This window comes from Granulibacter bethesdensis (assembly GCF_001889525.1).
GTDB lineage: Bacteria > Pseudomonadota > Alphaproteobacteria > Acetobacterales > Acetobacteraceae > Granulibacter > Granulibacter bethesdensis_C.
Map to the genome: position 1 here is coordinate 430,491 of NZ_CP018192.1, position 19,688 is coordinate 450,178.

The following is a 19,688-nucleotide window of genomic DNA, read 5'->3' on the forward strand; positions in this document are numbered from 1 at the left end:
ACGCGTCGATCGTGTGCGCATCTTTTCAAACATCAGGTCAGGATTTTTCATATGATCAGGCATCTTCAAGGTCGGGCAGGGCGTGCTGCGCTGCTCGCCTCCGGAACCATTCTTGCTGGCAATATGCATGCTGCAGGATGGCTTTTTTCTCCCGCATGGGCGCAAGGCGCTATTTCCGCTCCCAATGCCGCGGCTGGCTCCACCTCTCTGCCCACCTTGCGTGTGCTGGGGGACAGTCCGCTTTCGCTGATCGAGGAGCCACTGGATAAGACGACAGTGTCGCAGACCATGATGGATCGCAACCGCTTGAACAGCCCGGATACCGCCGAACTGTTCAAGGGGGTGGCTGGCGTCAGTTTCTATCAGGCTGGTCGTGTCTCGGCTCTGCCGGTCATCAACGGCATGAATGATGATCGTGTGGCGACTGAGGTAGATGGGGTGCGGATCAGCGCGGCCTGTCCCAACCATATGAACCCGGCCCTGTCCTATGTAGACCCCGGCATGGTGAAAACCGCGAGCGTGATTGCCGGGATCACTCCGGTCAGTGCGGGTGGCGACAGCATTGCCGGTACCGTTTCGGTGGAACGGGCCGATCCGATCTTTTCGAAGGACAAGTCCATTCTGGCGACCGGCCATGTCACAGCCAGTTACCGCAGCAATGGTAACACGGTCGGTACGTCCGGCGCGGTCACGGTCGCCAATGATACAGTCAGCCTGCGTTACGAAGGATCATGGTCGCAGGCCGGTAACTACGAAGGCGGCGGAGACGCTGGGATCGTTCGTTCCACCAAATATCAGAGCTTCAATCATGCGGTGACGCTGGGCCTGAAGCGGGACAATCATCGTCTGACACTGGCTGCGGGACAGCAGGACATCCCGTATGAGGGCTTTCCCAATCAGTTCATGGACATGACCAATAATCGCTCCACCTTTGTGAACGGTCATTACGAAGGTGATTTTTCATGGGGTGAACTGGATGTGCGTGGCTACTGGCAGCGCATTACCCATGTCATGAACATGCTGGATGACAAAGGCGGCCATTCCGCCACTACCGGCATGCCAATGAATTCGGATTCCCGTCTGGCCGGTTATGCCATCAAGGCGACCATTCCACTGGGAAGCTGGAACACGCTGCGCCTTGGCAGTTCTTTCGATCATCAGGGGCTGAACGACTGGTGGCCGCCGTTAATGGGCAGCATGATGATGGGGCCGGATACCTATCACAACATCAATAACGGGCATCGTGACCGGTTGGGTCATTTTGCGGAGTGGGAATCCCGCTGGACCAACCGGTTTTCCTCCCTGCTCGGTTTCCGCAACGATATCGTGATGATGAATACCGGGGAGGTATCACCCTATTCTTCCGGTGGGATGATGATGGGTATGGGTGGCATGATGGGCGGCATGAGCAATCCCGATGCCGCCGCCGCCAAGGCCTTCAACGCCATGTATCGGGGGCGGACCGATGTGAATTTCGATGTCACGGCACTGGGACGTTACCGTGTGTCGGACATGATCAGCCTCGAAGGCGGTTACGCCCGCAAGACGCGCTCCCCCAACCTGTATGAACGCTATGCCTGGGGGCGGAGTGCCATGACCAGCCAGATGATCGGATGGTTCGGAGATGGGAATGGCTATATCGGTAATCCGGATCTGAAGCCGGAAATCGCACATACGATCAGCACCACCGTCCTGTTCCGTGATCCGGAGCAGGAACGCTGGAAAATCAGTATTCAGCCCTTCTACACCTACGTAGAGGGTTTCATTAACGCCAATCTGCTGAAATCCCTGTCGAGCGACTTCAATCAGCTGCAGTTCGCCAACCACAATGCGCAGCTCTATGGCGTCAATGTGTCGGGTTCGGCGCGGCTGTGGCATTCCGCGCGTTGGGGCCATGGTGAACTCGGCGGTACGCTGAGCTATGTGCGGGGTGAGGATCTGGAGACCCGTCACAGCCTGTACCACATGATGCCGATTAACGGGCTGATCGGCCTGTATGAGACGCGCGGCAACTGGAGTGGACGTGCCGAGGCTACGTTCGTCAACAGCAAGACCATCATTGACCCGACCAGAAACGAACCGCGTACACCGGGTTATGCGCTGTTCGGTCTGGGGGCTGGCTACAGCTGGAGAAACGTGAAAGTGGAAGGGGGGATCGAGAATATGTTCGATCAGAAATATTATCTTCCGCTTGGTGGTCTGTCGCTGGGTGACTTCGATGACACAGGCGTCCTGCGTGCCCTGCCGGGACTGGGGCGGTCATACAACCTGTCGATGACCGTTTCCTTCTGATTGACGAGCATGGATCTGATCCCATCCCGCTTTCTGCGGGATGGGATCAGCATCCAAAAAATGAAAGGCCGGGTTCCGCCGTAAAACAAGTTACGCTAGAAGGCTGCCGGACCGGGCGTGGCGGAACGGTATACGCATTCGACTTAAAATCGAACGCCTTTATGGCTTACGGGTTCAAATCCCGTCGCCCGGACCAGCACATATGCCCTGACCGGCTTTTGGGAAACAGTCTCTGCATGTCCGACTATGGCTTGCCGCCCGGCCTGAACGATATTGCGGCGCTCGCCGAACGCGCCTTGCATGAAATTCCTCTCGGTCAGTTTCCCAGCATCCGGGAATTGACCATCGCGGTGGAAGATTCACCGGATGACGACATGCTGGCCGAGCTTGGCCTGTCCTCCCCGTGGGAGTTGACGGGGCTTTACAAAGGGATTCCACTCGATCAGCGCGGGATCGCAGAGTGGGGGCAGGAGCCTGATCAGGTCGTCCTGTTCCGGGAGCCAATCCTGCTGGAATGGATCGAAACCGGGGAATCGCTGCCTGAGCTGGTGCGGACCGTGCTGATCCACGAGATCGCACATCATTTCGGCTTCACCGATGAGCAGATCGAGGCGCTGGAGCAGAAAACCCGCGACGGTGCCGCCCGACACTGAGACAGCTCAGTCTTCGTGATCGTGCAAAGGCTTTCCTTCGGCGTCCTCTTCGTCATGTGGTTCGGTCATGTGGTCGATCATGGCGGTCAGCATATCCCGCACATGGCCGTCGGCGATGGCATAGAACACCTGTCGCCCCTGCCGTGCCGCTTTCAGCAGCCGTGCCGCCCTCAGCAGGCGCAGATGGTGGGAAACCAATGACTGGCTCAGCGCGGTTCGTTCCGCCAATGTCCCGACATTCAGCGGTTGTTCGAGGCAGGCAACGACGATCATCAACCGGTTTGGCTCGCCCAGCAGACGGAATGTTTCCGCCAGCTGGCTATATTGATCTTGTGGAAGGTCCATTGCCGCGCCGCACCTGATCTACCAAACGAAGACATGCTCTAGCCTATCCGCTGTAACGTGCCAAAGGGGCCGCCTCATTTCCCTATGCCAGAGCGTAATCCGCTTCCACGGTGTAAACCGACTGTTCCTTGCCCAGTTGAGAGCTGAACAGGGTGAAATGCTCCATCGGGATGGGGTCGGTACGGAACAGATTATGGCTCTGGACATAGGAAGCCAGACGATTTTCTGCCGTGCCATCCAGGCGTGCCAGCGTGACATGGGGCATGAAGCGGCGGCGTTCTGCGGGCAGGCCCACGCGCTGTAACCCGGTTTCGATCTTGTTCTGAAGATGGTCCAGCTGCGGATTCTTTTCCACGCCGACATACAGTGTGGAGCGTCCGGCCCGCTCGAAAATACCGATCCCTGTCAGCACCAGAGAGAAACCACGTGCCCGCAAGGAGGACAGGGCCAGATCGAGCTCATCGGCACGATGGCCCGGCACCTCACCGATGAAGCGCAGGGTCAGATGGTAATTTTCCGGTGAAATCCAGCGTGCTCCCGGCAGACCGTAGGCAATCCCGTAGAGTTCATCTTTCAGAATCCAGGGAAGATCGAGCCCGACAAACAGTCTCATGGGTGCTCTCCCGGGGGGAGGGGGTGGCGGGGGCAGCATGTGCGAGGCAATCCGGCTGGCAGGACCAGAGCAACGCAAGACGGTGCCCGGTAATATCAGCCATGGTCAACCATGACGGATCATGACCGATTATTCATTTTCCATGCAGGGGGGCAGGCGGTCAAAGGCGTTTCTTTTACATCTTGTCATAAACGCAGAGCTTGATCGCTTTTTGCCCTGAAACAAGATAATGTGACATCAAGATCCATGGCCGGGCTTTGTTCCGACCGTTACAGGAGAATCGTGTATGGCCTTTCGTCCAGATAACAGCGTCCGCCCGGGCGTCTGGGGTGCCGCCGACACCGCATCCATGGATGCCGGTCTGCGCGCCTACATGCTGCGTGTGTTCAACTGGATGGCATCAGGTGTCGCTCTGACCGGCATTGTGGCCTACGCCATTGCCCATACCAGCCTGATAAATGCTTTCTATCATCCGGTGATGACCGAGCAGGGTGTGAGCATTCAGCCCACGGCGCTGGCCTTCATCTCCATGATTTCGCCGCTGGCTTTCGTGCTGGTGCTGAGCTTCGGCATCAACCGCCTGAGCCTCGGTACGGTGCAGGCGCTGTTCTGGTTGCTTTGTGTCGCGATGGGCGCCAGCCTGACCAATATCTTTCTGGTTTATACCAATGCCTCGATCGTGCAGACCTTCTTCGTGTCTGCGGCGACATTCGCGGCGATGAGCCTGTATGGCTACACCACGCGCTCCGACCTGACCCGCCTCGGCAGTTTTCTGATGATGGGGCTGATCGGGATCGTCATAGCCTCGGTGGTCAATCTGTTTGTCCATAGCGGCATGATGGGCTTCGTGATCAGCGTGATTGGTGTGCTGGTGTTCACCGGGCTGACCGCCTACGACACCCAGCGTATCAAGGTGGATTATGCGCAGTTCGCCACTCAGGGAGGCAGCGATTTTGCGGCTCGTCGTTCGGTGTTCGATGCACTTCAGCTTTATCTGAACTTCATCAACCTGTTCATGATGCTGCTTCGCCTGCTGGGTAACCGCGCCAGCAACGACTGATCCAACCCACTGTCAGTCCTGAATCAGAACCGGCCGGGAATTACGTCCCGGCCGGTTTTTTTGTGTCTGCTGGAGGAAGAAACAATCCGGCTCAGCGGGCTGCCGGAGCGATGGCGTTTTCCAGGGTCGGCAGATCGACTGCACCGGGAAACAGCTTCGACCCGATGACATAGGCCGGTGTGCCTTCCAGCCCCAGCGAGCGCCCGAGAGCAATATTATCCGCCAGTCGCTTTTCGATGGCCGGGTCCTGCATGTCCTTGTGAAGTCTGTCGACATCCAGCCCCAGCGTGCGGGCCTGCCGGTCGATGTCCTCCTGCGTCAGGTCGGGAGAGCCATGCATCAGGGCGGCCCGCAGCTGCACATAGCCACCCTGTTTCTGTGCTGCCAGCAAAGCACGGGAGCCGAGTTCACTTTTGTCGCCGAGAATGGGCATGTCTTTATAGACAACGCGGAGCTCGGGGTGTTTGCGGATCAACTCATCCATGACCGGCACCATCCGGCGGCAATACGGGCAGCGCACATCATAGAATTCTACGATGGAGGTGGATCCTTTCGGATTGCCCGCAACGGGATCGGCCGGATCGCTGGTCAGACGTGACGCATTGGCTGCAATGGCGCCTTCCCGGGCGGAGAGGGCGCGGCGGTTTTCATCCTGTTGCAGGGCGGTGATAGCATCTTTCAGAATCGTTGGATCTTTGACCAGAGCCTGACGCAGGATGGTCACGATTTCCGCGCGTTGGGCCGGTGTGAAGGTTTCGCTGTGGGCGTCACCGGGCAGCAGCAGGCCGGCAAGGATGGGCAGGGCAAGCAGGCCATGCCGCCGAAAAGACTGGCGCGGGGCACGGGAATAAAAGAGCGGAAGGCTGGACATAAGGCTGTTTCCTGCACTGCTTTTCTGCCCGAAGCCGGGCGTGGCGGCCTATCGATTGGCCGTGATACGCAAGCTTTGGCGGATCGGGGCGGTAACGTCCAGTTACGGTCAGGTCAGGATTGGCAGAGGAAAGCCGCCAAGGGGCAGACCAAGGGGGCAGACCAAGGGGGCAGATAGGCATGCGGTGCGACGTTATGATCCCGCTCCGCGTTGCCCGCAGCGGGAAGCTGTTTTAAGCCTTGACTGATTGCGGCATCATAGCGGTGCCGCCGAATCAATCATGAGGGGTCGCAGTCTGTGAATTCCGCCCGGATACGATGGACACACCGTCTGCGGCAGGGTGTCGCATTGTCGGCCGCCCTGATGATGGCAGGCTGCTCGACAGTCAGCGGCATGAGCGATCTCGTGTTCGGCTCCGACAAGCCTGTTGGTCCCCAACCGGGTTATATCAAGGGGTTTGTTGGCGGAGTGGCCGCTGATGAGCCGCGCGCGGCCCTGGTGGCGCGCGATGTGCTGTCTTCTGGCGGCAATGCGGCCGATGCGGCGGTGGCGCTCGCCATGATGCTGACGGTCACGCTGCCATCCCGTGCGTCGCTGGGCGGAGGCGGTGCCTGTCTGGCCTATCGCCCTGATGGCAAGGGAGGGCTGAAGGAACCGCAGGCAATCATGTTCCTGCCGCAGCCCGCATCGCAGATTGGCGGTTCTTCCCGTCCGGCAGCCATCCCGGCCATGGCGCAGGGCTTTCAGCTTCTCAACAGCCGTTTCGGCAGCAAGAGCTTTCGCAGTCTGGTTCTGAAAGCCGAAGAAACGGCCAGGTTCGGCTTTCCGGTTTCGGCTGCGCTGGCGGCGGATTTTCAAGTGGTTGGCGGGGCTTTGCTGGAAGATGCCGGCAGCCGTGCGGTGTTCGGTGGCAATGGCTGGCTGCCCGGGATTGGTGATCAACTGGTTCAGCCCGAACTGGCCAACAGTCTGTTGCGACTGCGTGGGTTTGGCGATCAGAGTTATGAAGCGGCCATTGAAGCTGCTGCTCCGAAGCTTGGCCTGAGACTGACGATCGACGCATCACAGGCCAAACTCGTGCCTCCGGTGGTGGTGCAGGCAGGGCGGGACAGTGTCGCTTTTCTGCCGCCACCTGCCGATGGCGGGATCGCTGCCGCCGCCGCGTTCAAGCTGTTGCAATCTGATCCGGGTCAGTGGCGCCGGGCGCAACAGCGTGCAGAAGCTGCCGCTTCCGCATGGCGGAGTGGTCATGCCTCGGTGGAAGGGGTTCTGAACGGGGCTGGCAGCAGCCGTGCCCTGCCGCCTCTGCCGGCCTCAACCAGTTTTGTAACCATGGATCGGGACGGCAATGCGGTTTCCTGTGCCCTGACGATGAATAATCTGTTCGGGAATGGGGAAGTCCTGCCGGGAACCGGTATTCTGCTTGCCGCTTCGCCTGATCGTGGTCCGCAGCCGCTGTTGTCGGCGGCACTGGCATGGAATCCTGCGAAAGACGCCTTTCGTGCGGCAACGGCGGGATCGGGTCAGGAAGGCGCCCCGCTCGCCGCTGGCGCCGCGATGGCCAATGCCCTGCGCAGCCGTGAAGCCATTGCGACAAAACTGCCGGAACCGGCGCGGATGAATGCCATCGGCTGTGCCGGTTATCTGCCCGGTAGTAGCGGAAGCTGTGGCTGGGTGACCGATCCCAAAGGGGCGGGAGTCGCCTTGGGAGCACGCTGATGGCTTTGAAAATCGGGCGGGGTGGTTTGACTCCTCCTTTCATCGTCATGGATGTGATTTCAGCTGCCAATGCGCGGGCGCAGTCTCTGCCTCCCGGCATGCCGGGAGTGATTCGTATGGAGGTTGGTCAACCCTCCACCGGCGCCCCTGCCCGAGCGATCGAGGCCGCGAAGCAGGCGCTGGGGAGTGGTGATCCGCTCGGCTATACCGAAGCGTTCGGCCTGCCGGTGCTGAGGGAGCGTATCGCTGCGCATATTCGTGACTGGTATGACATTGAGGTGCCTGTTTCCCGTATTGCGGTCACGGTCGGTGCTTCCGGTGCTTTCCCGCTGGCTTTTCTGGCTGCGTTCAATCCGGGGGATCGGGTGGCATTGGCGGCACCCTATTATCCGCCTTACCTCAATATCCTGAAGGCGCTGGGGCTGGAGCCGGTCGTTATCGAAACCGGACCTGATACACGCTATCAGCCCGATCTTGCGGCGCTGGAGGCGCTCGATCCGCGCCCTGATGGGCTGATCATCGCCAGCCCCTGCAATCCGGCGGGAACAATGCTGCTGCCGGATGAGCTTAAAGCACTGGCGGAGTGGTGTGAGCGGGAAGGGGTCAGATTGATCTCGGATGAGATCTACCATGGACTGCAATATGAGACATCGCTTTCGACCGCTTCGGCTTTTTCGTCCTCTGCGATCGTCATCAACAGTTTCAGCAAATATTTCAGTATGACCGGATGGCGGGTCGGCTGGATGGTGCTGCCGGAGGATCTGGTTCGTCCGGTGGAGCGCCTGGCACAGAATCTGTTCATCAGCGCGCCGCATATCAGCCAGCGTGCGGCTTTGGCGGCGTTCGACTGTACGGCAGAGCTGGAAGCGAATCTCGACCGCTTTCGCTGCAACCGGTTGGAACTTCTGGCCAATCTGCCCCGCTGCGGTTTTGCCCGGCTGTCGCAGGCACAGGGCGCTTTCTACATCTATGCCGATATTTCAGGCCGGACCGGGGACAGCGCTGCCTTCTGCACCCGTATGCTGGACGAGCTCGGCATTGCTGTCACACCGGGACTGGATTTTGACGCTGCGCGCGGGCATCGTACGATGCGCTTCAGCTATTGCGGTGCGGAAAGCGATGTCAGAGAAGCCGTGGAGCGACTCTCCGGCTGGCGCTGATCCTGAAAGACTGGCGGATCAGGGAAGCTTGATAATCTTGTGATAGCCGCGTCCGAAATAGATCAGCCCTTCATGGGATGGGCCAGTACGAATGGCCTCTACTTCACAGAAAAACACGGTGTGGGTGCCGACATCCGTAGTCTGCGCAATGCGGCAGTCGAAGGAAACGACGGCTCCGTCCAGCATCGGCGCGCCTGTTGCCAGAGTGGTCCATTCAGCCTGTGCAAAGGCATCATCGGCTGCATGATCGGAGGACGCAAAAATATTGGACAGCGCTTCCTGATTCGCAGACAGCACGTTGACGCACAAAATACCGTTCCGGGCGAAAGTGGCATGACGCTGGCTGGAGCGGTTCATACACACCAGCAGGGTCGGCGGATCATCCGTCACACTGCACACGGCGGAGGCGGTGAAGCCGCACCGCTCCTGTCTTTGCCCTGGGCGCAATGGAGAGGCTGTCGTGATGACGTTGACGGCTGCACCCAGCCGGGCCATCGCGTCCCGGTATTCCTGTCTGGATACCATGATTGATCTGATCCTGCCTGATACGCTTTCCGGTCGTCAGACCGGGAGATGATTGAAACCGTTATCACGCGGAGTTTGGCGTGACATACGATCCTGCCATGTGAGTTAAGCCGCGGGGCGGCCTTTTTCCAAGAGATGTGGTCGCAATTTCTGCCATGCAGGCGGAGCACGATTGGTTACAGTATCAATCCGTATGAACAGGGTTTCACCCCGCCGCTTTGTTCCTGTCACGTGTTGTGGGGCATAGAAGAGACACACAAGATTTTTCGGCGTCGGATTGGCCGGAAAACGACATTGTCAAGCTGATCTTTGTTCACTGTCATCTTTCGGTCACACCAAAAGGATTCGCTGTATGTCTCTTCGTCAGGATCAACCTGAAATCCATGTGGCACCCGATTATTCGGCTTCTGCCACCATTCTGCACCATGCCCCGCGTCGCGCCCGCATGTTCCTGGCGGCGGCGCTGCTGGCTGCCACGGCACTGACCGGCTATGGCATTGAGCATGTTACCCAGGCTGAAGAGTTGACGAAATCGGTTCCCGTCGCTGCGCCGATGGGTGATTTTTCTGCTCTGGTGCAGCATGTGCGCCCAGCGGTTGTTTCCATCACCGTGAAGATGGTGCCTCGTCAGGTAGCGCAGGAAGTGCCGGGCGGCATTCCTTTGCCTTTCGGTATGCCGGGTGCTGGTCCGGACGTTGAAGACGGTGGGCGGCCTGCCCCCCGCATGGCGGAGGCTCGTGGTTCTGGTTTTATTATCGATGCCAATGGCACGATCGTGACCAATAACCATGTCGTAAAAGACGCGAAAACCGTCTCCGTCACTCTGGATGACGGAACGGAGCTTCCCGCCACCATTGTCGGTCGTGACCCGCGGACCGATCTGGCCGTGTTGAAAGTTTCGGCTGGTCATCCACTACCGTATATTGAACTGGGTGACAGCGACCGTGTCCTGCCGGGGCAGTGGGTGGTGGCTGTCGGCAATCCGTTCGGGCTTGGCGGCACTGTGACGGCCGGGATTGTCTCGGCGCGGGGACGGGATATCGGCTCAGGCCCCTATGACGACTACATTCAGGTTGATGCGCCGATCAATCAGGGTAACTCGGGCGGCCCACTGTTTTCTCAGGATGGCAAGGTGATCGGCGTGAATACGGCGATTTTCTCACCGACCGGTGGCAGTGTGGGTATCGGCTTTGCCATTCCTTCCAGCATTGTTCGCAATGTGGTCAGCCAGCTTGAGAGTGGTGGCAAGGTCACACGCGGCTTTATTGGGGTGACGGCCCAGCAGGTGGACAAGGATATGGCGGCGGCGCTGAACCTGCCGCTGGCGAAGGAAGGATCGCCCAAGGGTGCGCTGATCTCCTCTATTGAGCAGGACAGCCCGGCGGCAAAAGCCAGCCTGCGCCCGGGTGATGTGGTGCAGACTGTGAATGGTCAGGTTGTCGGCTCGCCGCGGGATCTGGCGCTGAAAGTTTCTTCCCTGAAGCCGGGCAGCAATGCGACGCTTTCTGTGGTGCATGACGGTACGGCGCGGGATGTCACGGTGACTATCGGTGCCATGCCGTCCACAGAAACTGCCAGCCTTCAGAGTGGCACCGGTGCGGAAAGCGGGCAGGGCCGGATTGGTGTGGCGTTGCAGCCGCTGACGCCGGAGCTGCGCAACGAGCTTGAAATCCCCGCTGAGGTCAAGGGAGCGGTGATCGCCAATGTGCAACCGGGATCAGCTGCCGAGCAGGCCGGGATCAAGGCTGGCGATGTGCTGGTAGGGGTCAATACGACAAGCGTGAGCAGCCCCTCGCAGGCGGCTTCCGCTATTCATGCGGCCAGCAAGCGTAACACAGTGGCGCTGCGTATCATGCGGAATGGCCAGATCGGCTTTGTCGGAGTAAATCTGAAGGGTGACACCACCGACGGCTGATCAGATAGGAAGGATGGCTGGTTATCCCGGCCATCCCCCTGTTAGTCCCTTTGGCAGTGCTGGCTTGTTCAGCCGGAGCGGATCATCCGTTCCGGCTGATTTCATACAGAGCGATGGCGGTGGCGACGGAGACATTCAGGCTCTCCATCCCCTCAGCCATGGCGAGGGATACGATTTCATCGCAGTTTTCCCGCGTCAGGCGCCGCAGCCCGTCCCCTTCTGCGCCCATCACCAGCGCCACGCGGCGCTTGCCCAGTGCCGGGCCGGATAAGGGGGCGCCTTCCGCATCGAGACCGACCACCCATAGATCGGCGGCTTTCAGCGCCGCGAGGGTGCGGGCGATGTTGACCACGCGCAGCATCGGCAGCCGGTCCAGCGCACCGGAGGCAGCCTTGGCCATGGTGCCGCTTTCTTCTGGAGCGTTCCGGTCCTGCACGATGACGCAGCAGGCCTGAAAAGCTGCGGCAGAGCGGAGAATGGCGCCGACATTGCGAGGATCGCTGACTTGATCCAGCACCAGAACCGGGCCGGGACGCTGCGCCAGAATCTCATCCAGCGGCGGGGAGGGCAGCTTGTCCGCCAGCAGGGCAATGCCCTGATGCACCGATTCGGTACCGAGCAACTGATCCATATGTGCGCGTTCCGTGCGCTCCGGTGCCAGTGCCCAGGGTGGCGGCAGGCGTTCGGCAAGGGTTGCCTCGGCCTCTTCGGTCAGCAGCAGGCGACGGAGACGACGTGCCGGATTACGCAGAGCGGCCTCGACCGCGTGCAGGCCATGCAGCCAGACTGCGCCCACCGGTGCCTGCAATGCCCGTCCGCCGGAGCGGGAAGGACGCTCTGCAGCGGGTTGCGCATGCGCGGTGGTGTCCGATCTGGAATGGTCGGAACGCGGGCGGCGCTCGGCATGCTCATCGGAGCGGTTGGCTCCATCACGCGGACGGAAAGAGCGTCCTCCTGACGGTCGTTCACCGCCCTGCCGATGACGGGTGGGGCGTTCCGTGCGTTCCCCGAAACTCTGCTCATCCCTGGGAGCATCGAAACGCGGACGCCGTTCCGTGCGCTCGCTGGAATGATGGCCGGATTGGGAGGCTCCATCATGGGAACGAAAAGAGGGTTTGCCGCTTGCCGGGCGTTCTCCGCCCTGATAGGGGCGCTCCCCACGCTCGGCGAATCGCTGTTCACGCGTGGGCCTGTTGCCCTCGAAGCGCGGCTTGTCGGAGCGTGAGCGGTATTCCCCGCCCTGTTCGCTGCGTGCGGCCCCCTCACGGGATCGGAAGGATTTTCCTCCCGATGGACGGGCACCGCCGCTTTGATCGCTGCTGGAGCGTCCTGAGCGGGAAAAACCGCTGGAGGATGCGTTTTTTGTGGGCCGACCACGGCCCGTATGTTTTGAAGGTGGCTTCATTGCGCTGGTATAATCTGCTTTCGCGGGGCTTTAAATATCCAGAAATGCGTATCGGATACGTTGACAAGGCTGCCTTTTGGCTCTAGTCCGCACCCCGCTCCGGAGGGGTGCCCGAGTGGCTAAAGGGGACGGACTGTAAATCCGTTGGTTAACGCCTACGTTGGTTCGAATCCAACCCCCTCCACCATCCTTTCTCTTTGACAGGTCACAGGCCCGGATATCAGGGATGGAAAGCAAGGTACGGTTAAGGCTCGACGCCGTTCACGTCTTGCGCTAATCGGTTTCAGGGCTGCGGGTGTAGCTCAATGGTAGAGTTCCAGCCTTCCAAGCTGGCTGTGCGGGTTCGATTCCCGTCACCCGCTCCAAAATTTCCCTGATTAATCAATAGCTTGTGTGCGCTGGCGCGGCCTTCTGGACCCAGCGCCCCCTCTTTGAAGCTGTCGCAATTATGGGCCGCAGCCAGCGGCGCTCATCACCCCGATTTTTTCGCTGATAAACCGCTTCGCCAGCCATTGAGACGCCGGTCCCTGTGGCCGCTGCTTGTGCCAGATTAATTCCATGGCGACTGGCCAGTCCGCCGTGTCGAAGGCGAGGCGCGGAATGACGAGGTCACTGGCGGCGCTGGATGCGGCAATGATGTGATCGGAGACGAACGCCCAGCCGATTCCCTGTCTGGCCAGTTGCAGGATGACCCACTGGCTTTCCACCCACCAAACATCGGCTGCAATGCGCAGACGGCGCTTTTCCTCACTTTCGCTGCGGGTGGCGACCATCAATTGCCGGTGCCGCTTCAGTTCCTCCCACTCGATTACCTGACTGGCGAGGGGGTGATCACGTGCGCAGACCAGTTGCAGCGGCACCCAGCCAAGTGTGTGAAAGCCCAGCACGGCCGGCAGCGTTTCCTGCCGCCACATAATGCCCAGATCGGCCTGACCATCGAGGACAAGGCGGCTCACATCCTCCATGAATGGAAACAGGATTTCCAGTTCTACGCTGGGGAAAGCTTCGGCAAAAGAGTACAGAAGGCGCGCGAGGACTGGTTCCGGGTATAATTCGTCAACGGCCAGAACCAGCCTTGTCTCGACATGTTTTTCCAGACTGCAGGCAACGCCGATGAAATGGGCATGACGATCCAGCACGACCCGCGCCTCTGCCAGCAGGCGGGTGCCGGCTTCGGTCAGGGATGGCGTGCGCCCGGCCCGCGAAAACAGCGTCACACCCAGATCAATTTCCATATTGCTGATCGCGGTGCTGATGGCCGACTGGGCTTTTCCCAGATGACGCCCGGCAGCCGAAAAAGAGCCTGTTTCGGCTGTGGCGACGAAAATGGTCAGTTGCTCAAACGATATGTCCATGGCTGAACGCAGGCCTATCTGAAAAATAGATAGTATCTAACTTTATCTACTGAATTCTACTGATAGATAGAGCCAAGTCGCCTGTTCAGCGGGCTTAATGAAGTGAAAATGGTGACCATCATGCGTTCGTCGTGGGATCGTATCCGGCATGCCATCCTGTTCGAGGTGATCGGTCTTCTGTTGCTGATTCCGATCGGTCATGCCGTACTGGGTGTGGATACGGGGACTTTCGGTAGTCTGAGCGTCATTGTCGCAGTGACAGCTGCGATCTGGGCTTATCTGTTCAATCTTGGTTTTGACCAGGTGATGCTGCGATTGACTGGCTCTACCCGCAAGAACACGGCTGTGCGCGTGCTGCATGCGGCATTGTTCGAGGGGGGGATGCTTGCCATGTTTCTGCCGCTCACCGCCTGGTATTTGTCGATGAGCCTCTGGGCGGCGCTGATGACCGATATTGGCATTTCCGGATTCTATTTCGTCTATGCGTTTGCTTATAACTGGATCTACGATCAGGTATTCCCCGTCTCCCATACACGCATTTGCGAGGCTGGTCGCTGAGGCGGTCGCATTGGTAACGGCCCCGTATTCGGCTATGGCGGCATCATGAACACATTGGTTTTCAACAGCCGGTCCGCCGGTGCTGATGTCGCATGGATGGCGGATGGTACCGTGCTGGCCTGTCGCTCGGCTGAGGCTCAGGATGCCGCATCACGTCTGCCGGTGCTGGCTGCGGAGGTTGTGGAGGAGGTGGAGCGGACATATCCGGCTGGTCGCCAGCCTGATGCAGTCATCGCTTCCATCGGTCCGGGCAGTTTCACTGGTATTCGTGCAGCTTTGGCAGTGGCGCAGGGCTATGCGTTGGGAGCCGGGCTGAGGCTGGCCGGTGTTGCAGTGGACGAGGCACTTGCCATCATGGAGCCGCCTGAGCCGGGTCATATTCTCTGGACGGTCATTCCTGCCCGGCGGGATCACGTCTATCTGAACAATGGATCCGGTTTTGGGGTGGTGCCGCTTGAGGGCATCGCTGGATTGCCGGTGCCTGGCAGTCGGATCTGGCTGATGGGGGCAGCCGCAGAGTCATGTGCCGGGTTGCTGTCCGGCCGGACCGACCTCCATCTGCGTGTCGGTGCAATGCGGGAGCCGGATGTAATGGCACTGGATCGGGTTGGTCGTGCACGCTTATCCGGGGAGATAGCATCTCGCCCGGCATTGCCTGTTTATGCGGAAGAAGCACGGATCAAGGCTGGAACAGTCCGTCCCGCTCCCCGGACATGACGGCGCCTTTGCCGGATGATCATGATGCCGTGATAGTGGTGGGTCCTGGTCATGCGGCGGTATTGGCGGTCCTGCACGAAGCGGCTTTTCCGCCGGAGGAGCAGTGGGATGAAGCGTCTTTCATTGTACAGCTTCAGCAACCGGGGACTGTGGCTCTGATGGCGGTTGCGGGGGAGCACGCAACTGAGCCGGTGGGTTTTGTGTTGTTCCGGACCATTTTCGAGGCGTGTGAGATCCTGACCCTTGCCGTTGCACCGTATTGTCGCAGGCAGGGGATAGGTGATTTGCTGATGCGGACTGCCATGAAGCGTGCCGCCGATCAGGGTGCAGAGCATATGTTGCTGGAGGTGGAGACCACTAATCTCCCTGCCCGCACATTATATGACCGGCTCGGTTTCAGCGCGATTGGGTTGCGTCGTCATTATTACCATGGCGGCGGTGATGCGCTGGTTCTCCGCCGTTCTTTGGGCCGTTCTCTGGACAGCACAAAGATTACTGGCGGCGAATAAGAATACGCGTCTGCCCGGGCTGCGGATGTTCGATAGCGATGATTTCGTGGCCGAGTGCGGCGGCACTGTGTGGTACGTTACGCGATGCTTCGTCTCCGGCCGTCAGCACGGACAGCAATGCTCCGGATGGAAGCTTGTCCAGTGCGATCCGGGTCCGGACGAAGGTCATCGGGCATATATCCGCAGTGACATCCAGCATTGTCATTGTTTCGCTGGTTCTTTCCGGTATTGAAAAGGGATATGATTCATACTGGTGCATATAGATACCATTATTTTAAGAAACACCCTGTTGATTAAACAGCGTTGACAAGTATAATAATGCGATCATTTTGTTTTTTAACAAGGCTGTTTCTTGATGTCCAATTCAGAGGCGTCTGCTGATTTACTGGCGTTGACTGCACAGATTGTTTCCGCCCACATCTCCAATAATGCGATTCAGACCGAATCACTTCCTGGATTCATTCAGGAAGTCTATCGTGCGATCTCGAATCTTGGGCATGAGGAACAGGTTCCGGTCGAAAAGCCACAGCCTGCCGTTCCTGTCCGCAAATCCGTTTTTCCAAATTATATCGTCTGCCTGGAAGACGGCAAGAAGCTGAAAATGCTGAAGCGGCATCTGAAGAGCGTCTATAACATGACCCCGGAACAATACCGGGAGCGTTGGGGCCTGCCGCCGGACTATCCCATGGTGGCACCTGAATATGCGACGCATCGCAGTTCCCTGGCCAAGAAAATCGGCCTTGGGACCAAGCCCAGGGTGCGGGACTGAACTGCACAATTGTAGTCGGAAAAGGCGGCCGGATCATGTCCTGCCGCCTTTTTTGTGCATGCTGCGATTATAAGCATGGTGATCTGGCTGTCTTTCATGGCATCGTCATGATACCGGTTATCGACACGCTATGTCTGATCGGCTACCTCGCAACAGATCAGCAACCTGTCTGAGTGATCGGGCCGGGCTGAATGGGATCAATCGGACGTTAAGGATCGATGGGAAGCCGCCCGATGGAACGCCGCTCTTCTGAGCCTTCTCCGGTTCGCCGTACTCCGGCAAACCATTCCCCCCATGCGCCAGAACGGCAGGGTGGCAGCAGCATAGAGCGGATGTGCGTTGAGCGGGGCCTCAAAATGACCGGCCAGCGCCGTGTGATCGCCCGCGTTCTGTCGGAAGCCAGTGATCATCCGGATGTGGAGGAGCTGTACCGCCGCGCCTCCGCCCTTGATGCCCGTATCTCCATCGCGACGGTCTATCGCACTGTGCGGCTGCTGGAAGACAAGGGAATCCTCGCCCGCCGTGATTTCGGCGGTGGACGTGCCCGCTACGAGGCCAGCGAACATGGGCCTCATTATCATCTGATCGATGTCGAGACCGGCAAGGTGATCGAATTCGAGGATGAGGAACATGAACGCCTGATGCGGTCCATTGCGGCCCGGCTGGGGTTCAGCCTCGTTTCACTACGTCTGGAACTGTTCGGTCGGAAACTGGTCGACCCTGCAGCCGCAGATCAGAAAACGGCTGCTGCAAAACGAAAGTCAGGCCGATGACCGCTGAGACCCCCTTAGGAATTGCGACACGAAGCGAACGAAGCTTCGGAGAACTCCGTGCCGGCAATCTGGGGGTCCGTATTGCGGAAAGCCCGTCTGAAATCATCGCGGCTCAGGCGCTGCGGTATCGCGTATTTTACGAGGAAATGGGAGCCGAGCCAGCCCCCGCCATTCGCCGGGACCGGCTGGACCGGGATGAATTTGATCCCGTCGCCGATCATCTTCTGGTAATCGACCATGAGCGCGGCAGCGGACCGGAGGCCATTGTCGGCACATACCGCCTGATTCAGGATGCGGATGCGCGCAAAGTCGGGCGTTTCTATACTTCCAACGAATATGACATTTCCATCCTCACCTCCTTTCCGGGCAAGCTGCTGGAGTTGGGTCGCTCCTGCATTGCCTCCGATTATAGGGGGCGTGCCGCCATGCAACTGATGTGGCGTGGCATTGCCGCCTATATCTTTCTGCACCGGATCGACCTGATGTTCGGCTGCGCCAGTCTGCCGGGTACCAATGTCGAGGCACTTTCGACTGAGCTGACTTATCTCTATCGCAATCATCTGGCTCCCCCGGGTCTACGCCCCCGTGCGCTGGAAAGTCGGTATATCGACATGCGCCGGCTTGATCCGGTTGAGCTGGATATCCGGCGGGCACAGGCGATGCTGCCGCCCCTGATCAAGGGTTACCTTCGGTTGGGCGGGTTTATCGGTGATGGGGCAGTCGTTGATACCGAATTCAACACCACTGATGTTGCAGTCGTGGTCAAGACGGATCTGATCACGGATAAATATTACCGCCATTACGAACGTCAGCTGCGTGATGCACTGACTTGATTGCATCGCCTGTAATGGCTGTACCTGCTTCTTCTGCCGGCCCCGCTGCGCGCTGGTATTTGTACTTGCGCGATCTGACAGGCTGGCGGGCTGATGGCACTGGGGCTTTGGCCGGTGCTGCGGCGGCCCTCGCCCTGCCGCCCTTCTTCTGTATTCCTCTTTTGCTGCTTTCCTTTCCCACCCTGATGGCGCTGATCGGAGGGGCGGCTAATCGGCGTGCGGCGTTCAGGCGGGGCTTCTGGTTCGGTTTTGGGCTCAATGCCGCCGGTTTGTATTGGATTACAGAAGCCATTCTGCTGGAGGCGGCGCGGTACTGGTGGTTCGTGCCGATTGCGGTGCCCGGATTGTCCGCCCTGATGGCTCTGTTCATTGCCGCCGCCTGTGCATTCGCCAAAGGTTTTCTGCGTGGCCTGCCCCGTCTGCTGGCCTTTGCCGCCGCATGGACAGCAATGGATCTGCTGCGCCAGTTCCTGTTAACCGGCTTTCCATGGAATCCACTGGCCAGCATTTGGGCAATCCCCGGGCTAGCCGGAGATATCATGCTCCAACCGGTTGCCTGGATTGGCACACCAGGTGTGACTGCGTTGACAGTGTTTCTGGCGTGTCTGCCGGTGCTGCGTCCTTTTGCATGGGGCGTAGGGGTCTGTGCCATGGTGGTGTGGGCTGCTTTGGGGTGGATGCATCTGTCTGAACATCCGGACCGGGCCAGTGCCCTCAATGTGGTGCTGGTGCAGGGGAATATTCCGCAGGGCCAGAAATTTGACCGGCGTTTCCTGCGCACAACGTGGGACACTTATCTGCGCTTGACCCGTGAGGGCGTGGAGGCTGCGCATAAGGCGATGCCTGGCGATCCTGTGGTTGTCGTCTGGCCTGAAACAGCGAGCGTCGCGCTGTTGGCTGATGATGCAGCTGCGCGTCAGAGCATCGCCGAGGCCGCAGAAGGCAATCCGACCCTCATTGGCTCCGTGCGGTTTGGCGAAGATGGTCGTCCCCGCAACAGTCTGATCGCGATGGATGGCCAAGGGGGCGTTCAGGATTTTTATGATAAATGGCATCTTGTTCCGGGCGGTGAGTTTGCGCCGGGCTGGCTGCCTTTCGCGGTGCAGCTTGTGCCGGGTGGTGGCTTTGTCCCTGGTCCGGGACCACGCACCCTCGACCTGCCCGGTCTGCCGCCTTTTGCGCCGCTGATCTGTTATGAGGCCATTTTTCCCGCACAGATCGTCAATGAGATCCAGCGCCCTGCCTGGATCGTGAATATCACCAATGATGCATGGTTTGGGCAGTCGACAGGACCACATCAGCATCTTGCCGCTGTCAGGATGCGTGCGGTGGAGGAAGGGCTGCCGATCATGAGGGCAGCCAATACCGGTATTACCGTGGGCTATGATGCATATGGGCATCAGGTGGCGCGTATGAATCAGGGGCAGGCCGGTTTTCTGCTGGCCAGGCTGCCCGGCCCGTTGGCCCCTACTTTTTTCAGCCGATACGGACTGATCATTCCGGTCTTTTTGGCGATCCTGCTGCTATTGGCGGCCATTATTTGCGGGCGCCATAAAATCCGAGCATGGCCATTATGAGCGGCCCAAAGAGATAATCGCACAATAGTTTCTGGATAA

The 19,688-nt window shown here is 59.2% G+C and carries 20 protein-coding genes and 3 tRNA genes; 16 read left to right on the plus strand and 7 right to left on the minus strand.

Annotated features, from left to right (window positions below):
- Positions 1-51: 51 nt before the first annotated feature.
- The 3 genes from GbCGDNIH6_RS01970 to GbCGDNIH6_RS01980 all read left to right on the plus strand — a co-directional run bounded on the left by GbCGDNIH6_RS01970 (position 52) and on the right by GbCGDNIH6_RS01980 (position 2,945).
- Positions 52-2,292, plus strand: coding sequence for a TonB-dependent receptor (locus GbCGDNIH6_RS01970; protein WP_072562666.1), 2,241 nt, complete (start codon positions 52-54; stop codon positions 2,290-2,292).
- 111 nt (positions 2,293-2,403) lie between these two features.
- Positions 2,404-2,488 (plus strand) — tRNA-Leu (locus GbCGDNIH6_RS01975).
- Between the two features lie 40 nt (positions 2,489-2,528).
- Positions 2,529-2,945, plus strand: coding sequence for a metallopeptidase family protein (locus GbCGDNIH6_RS01980; RefSeq protein WP_072562667.1), 417 nt, complete (start codon positions 2,529-2,531; stop codon positions 2,943-2,945).
- 6 nt (positions 2,946-2,951) lie between these two features.
- On the opposite strand, the gene GbCGDNIH6_RS01985 is transcribed toward GbCGDNIH6_RS01980, so the two are convergent.
- Positions 2,952-3,290, minus strand: coding sequence for an ArsR/SmtB family transcription factor (locus GbCGDNIH6_RS01985; protein WP_072562668.1), 339 nt, complete (start codon positions 3,288-3,290; stop codon positions 2,952-2,954).
- Positions 3,291-3,372: 82 nt separating this feature from the next.
- A complete protein-coding gene (thpR, locus tag GbCGDNIH6_RS01990; protein ID WP_072562669.1) occupies positions 3,373-3,903 on the minus strand; it encodes an RNA 2',3'-cyclic phosphodiesterase in 531 nt (176 codons plus the stop codon).
- A gap of 286 nt (positions 3,904-4,189) precedes the next feature.
- On the opposite strand from thpR, the gene GbCGDNIH6_RS01995 reads away from it, so the two are divergent.
- Entirely contained in the window at positions 4,190-4,963 is a 774-nt protein-coding gene (locus GbCGDNIH6_RS01995; protein ID WP_072562670.1) for a Bax inhibitor-1/YccA family protein, read from the plus strand.
- 91 nt (positions 4,964-5,054) lie between these two features.
- Here the strand turns inward: GbCGDNIH6_RS01995 and GbCGDNIH6_RS02000 are convergent, their stop codons facing one another.
- Positions 5,055-5,834 carry a DsbA family protein gene (locus GbCGDNIH6_RS02000; protein WP_081369917.1) on the minus strand — a complete coding sequence of 260 codons (780 nt, stop codon included), beginning with the start codon at positions 5,832-5,834 and terminating at the stop codon, positions 5,055-5,057.
- A 297-nt stretch (positions 5,835-6,131) separates the two neighbouring features.
- Here GbCGDNIH6_RS02000 and GbCGDNIH6_RS02005 point away from each other — a divergent pair, with 297 nt between their 5' ends.
- On the plus strand, positions 6,132-7,553 hold the full coding sequence (locus GbCGDNIH6_RS02005) for a gamma-glutamyltransferase (protein ID WP_081369918.1): 1,422 nt from the start codon (positions 6,132-6,134) through the stop codon (positions 7,551-7,553).
- Positions 7,553-8,713: a pyridoxal phosphate-dependent aminotransferase gene (locus tag GbCGDNIH6_RS02010; protein ID WP_072562671.1), complete on the plus strand. Its 1,161-nt coding sequence runs from the start codon at positions 7,553-7,555 to the stop codon at positions 8,711-8,713. The genes GbCGDNIH6_RS02005 and GbCGDNIH6_RS02010 overlap by 1 nt, the downstream gene beginning before the upstream one ends.
- Before the next feature lie 18 nt (positions 8,714-8,731).
- Here the strand turns inward: GbCGDNIH6_RS02010 and GbCGDNIH6_RS02015 are convergent, their stop codons facing one another.
- The gene (locus GbCGDNIH6_RS02015; protein WP_072562672.1) at positions 8,732-9,238 is read right to left on the minus strand and encodes a flavin reductase; all 507 of its coding nucleotides are present in this window, start codon (positions 9,236-9,238) and stop codon (positions 8,732-8,734) included.
- Positions 9,239-9,590: 352 nt separating this feature from the next.
- On the opposite strand from GbCGDNIH6_RS02015, the gene GbCGDNIH6_RS02020 reads away from it, so the two are divergent.
- Positions 9,591-11,153: a trypsin-like peptidase domain-containing protein gene (locus GbCGDNIH6_RS02020; RefSeq protein ID WP_232449906.1), complete on the plus strand. Its 1,563-nt coding sequence runs from the start codon at positions 9,591-9,593 to the stop codon at positions 11,151-11,153.
- Between the two features lie 82 nt (positions 11,154-11,235).
- On the opposite strand, the gene GbCGDNIH6_RS12710 is transcribed toward GbCGDNIH6_RS02020, so the two are convergent.
- Positions 11,236-12,558, minus strand: a complete 1,323-nt coding sequence (locus tag GbCGDNIH6_RS12710; RefSeq protein WP_081369920.1) for a TrmH family RNA methyltransferase — start codon at positions 12,556-12,558, stop codon at positions 11,236-11,238.
- A 101-nt stretch (positions 12,559-12,659) separates the two neighbouring features.
- Between GbCGDNIH6_RS12710 and GbCGDNIH6_RS02030 the strand changes: the two genes are divergently transcribed.
- A tRNA-Tyr gene (locus GbCGDNIH6_RS02030) sits at positions 12,660-12,745 on the plus strand.
- 104 nt (positions 12,746-12,849) lie between these two features.
- Positions 12,850-12,923 (plus strand) — tRNA-Gly (locus GbCGDNIH6_RS02035).
- Positions 12,924-13,004: 81 nt separating this feature from the next.
- Here GbCGDNIH6_RS02035 and GbCGDNIH6_RS02040 read toward each other — a convergent pair.
- Positions 13,005-13,913: a LysR family transcriptional regulator gene (locus GbCGDNIH6_RS02040; protein ID WP_072562673.1), complete on the minus strand. Its 909-nt coding sequence runs from the start codon at positions 13,911-13,913 to the stop codon at positions 13,005-13,007.
- Positions 13,914-14,021: 108 nt separating this feature from the next.
- Between GbCGDNIH6_RS02040 and GbCGDNIH6_RS02045 the strand changes: the two genes are divergently transcribed.
- From GbCGDNIH6_RS02045 to rimI, 3 genes are read left to right on the plus strand one after another with little or no spacing between them, the layout of a single operon-like run.
- Complete coding sequence (locus tag GbCGDNIH6_RS02045) at positions 14,022-14,471, plus strand: PACE efflux transporter (RefSeq protein ID WP_232449908.1); 450 nt, start codon at positions 14,022-14,024, stop codon at positions 14,469-14,471.
- A gap of 45 nt (positions 14,472-14,516) precedes the next feature.
- Entirely contained in the window at positions 14,517-15,188 is a 672-nt protein-coding gene (locus tag GbCGDNIH6_RS02050) for a tRNA threonylcarbamoyladenosine biosynthesis protein TsaB (protein ID WP_072562674.1), read from the plus strand.
- On the plus strand, positions 15,185-15,697 hold the full coding sequence (gene rimI / locus GbCGDNIH6_RS02055) for a ribosomal protein S18-alanine N-acetyltransferase (RefSeq protein WP_072562675.1): 513 nt from the start codon (positions 15,185-15,187) through the stop codon (positions 15,695-15,697). Before GbCGDNIH6_RS02050 ends, rimI begins: the two co-directional genes overlap by 4 nt.
- Here rimI and GbCGDNIH6_RS02060 read toward each other — a convergent pair.
- The gene (locus GbCGDNIH6_RS02060) at positions 15,681-15,866 is read right to left on the minus strand and encodes a sulfurtransferase TusA family protein (RefSeq protein WP_232449441.1); all 186 of its coding nucleotides are present in this window, start codon (positions 15,864-15,866) and stop codon (positions 15,681-15,683) included. The genes rimI and GbCGDNIH6_RS02060 overlap by 17 nt on opposite strands.
- Positions 15,867-16,052: 186 nt before the next feature.
- On the opposite strand from GbCGDNIH6_RS02060, the gene GbCGDNIH6_RS02065 reads away from it, so the two are divergent.
- The 4 genes from GbCGDNIH6_RS02065 (at position 16,053) to lnt (ending at position 19,649) form a co-directional block, all read left to right on the plus strand.
- Positions 16,053-16,466 (plus strand): Ros/MucR family transcriptional regulator, encoded by a 414-nt coding sequence (locus GbCGDNIH6_RS02065; RefSeq protein ID WP_025285950.1) that lies wholly within the window; start codon positions 16,053-16,055, stop codon positions 16,464-16,466.
- A gap of 332 nt (positions 16,467-16,798) precedes the next feature.
- The gene (locus GbCGDNIH6_RS02070; protein ID WP_025318155.1) at positions 16,799-17,239 is read left to right on the plus strand and encodes a Fur family transcriptional regulator; all 441 of its coding nucleotides are present in this window, start codon (positions 16,799-16,801) and stop codon (positions 17,237-17,239) included.
- Positions 17,236-18,072 (plus strand): GNAT family N-acetyltransferase, encoded by an 837-nt coding sequence (locus tag GbCGDNIH6_RS02075; protein WP_072562676.1) that lies wholly within the window; start codon positions 17,236-17,238, stop codon positions 18,070-18,072. Before GbCGDNIH6_RS02070 ends, GbCGDNIH6_RS02075 begins: the two co-directional genes overlap by 4 nt.
- A 65-nt stretch (positions 18,073-18,137) precedes the next feature.
- A complete protein-coding gene (gene lnt, locus GbCGDNIH6_RS02080; RefSeq protein WP_157692296.1) occupies positions 18,138-19,649 on the plus strand; it encodes an apolipoprotein N-acyltransferase in 1,512 nt (503 codons plus the stop codon).
- The last annotated feature ends 39 nt before the right edge of the window (positions 19,650-19,688 follow it).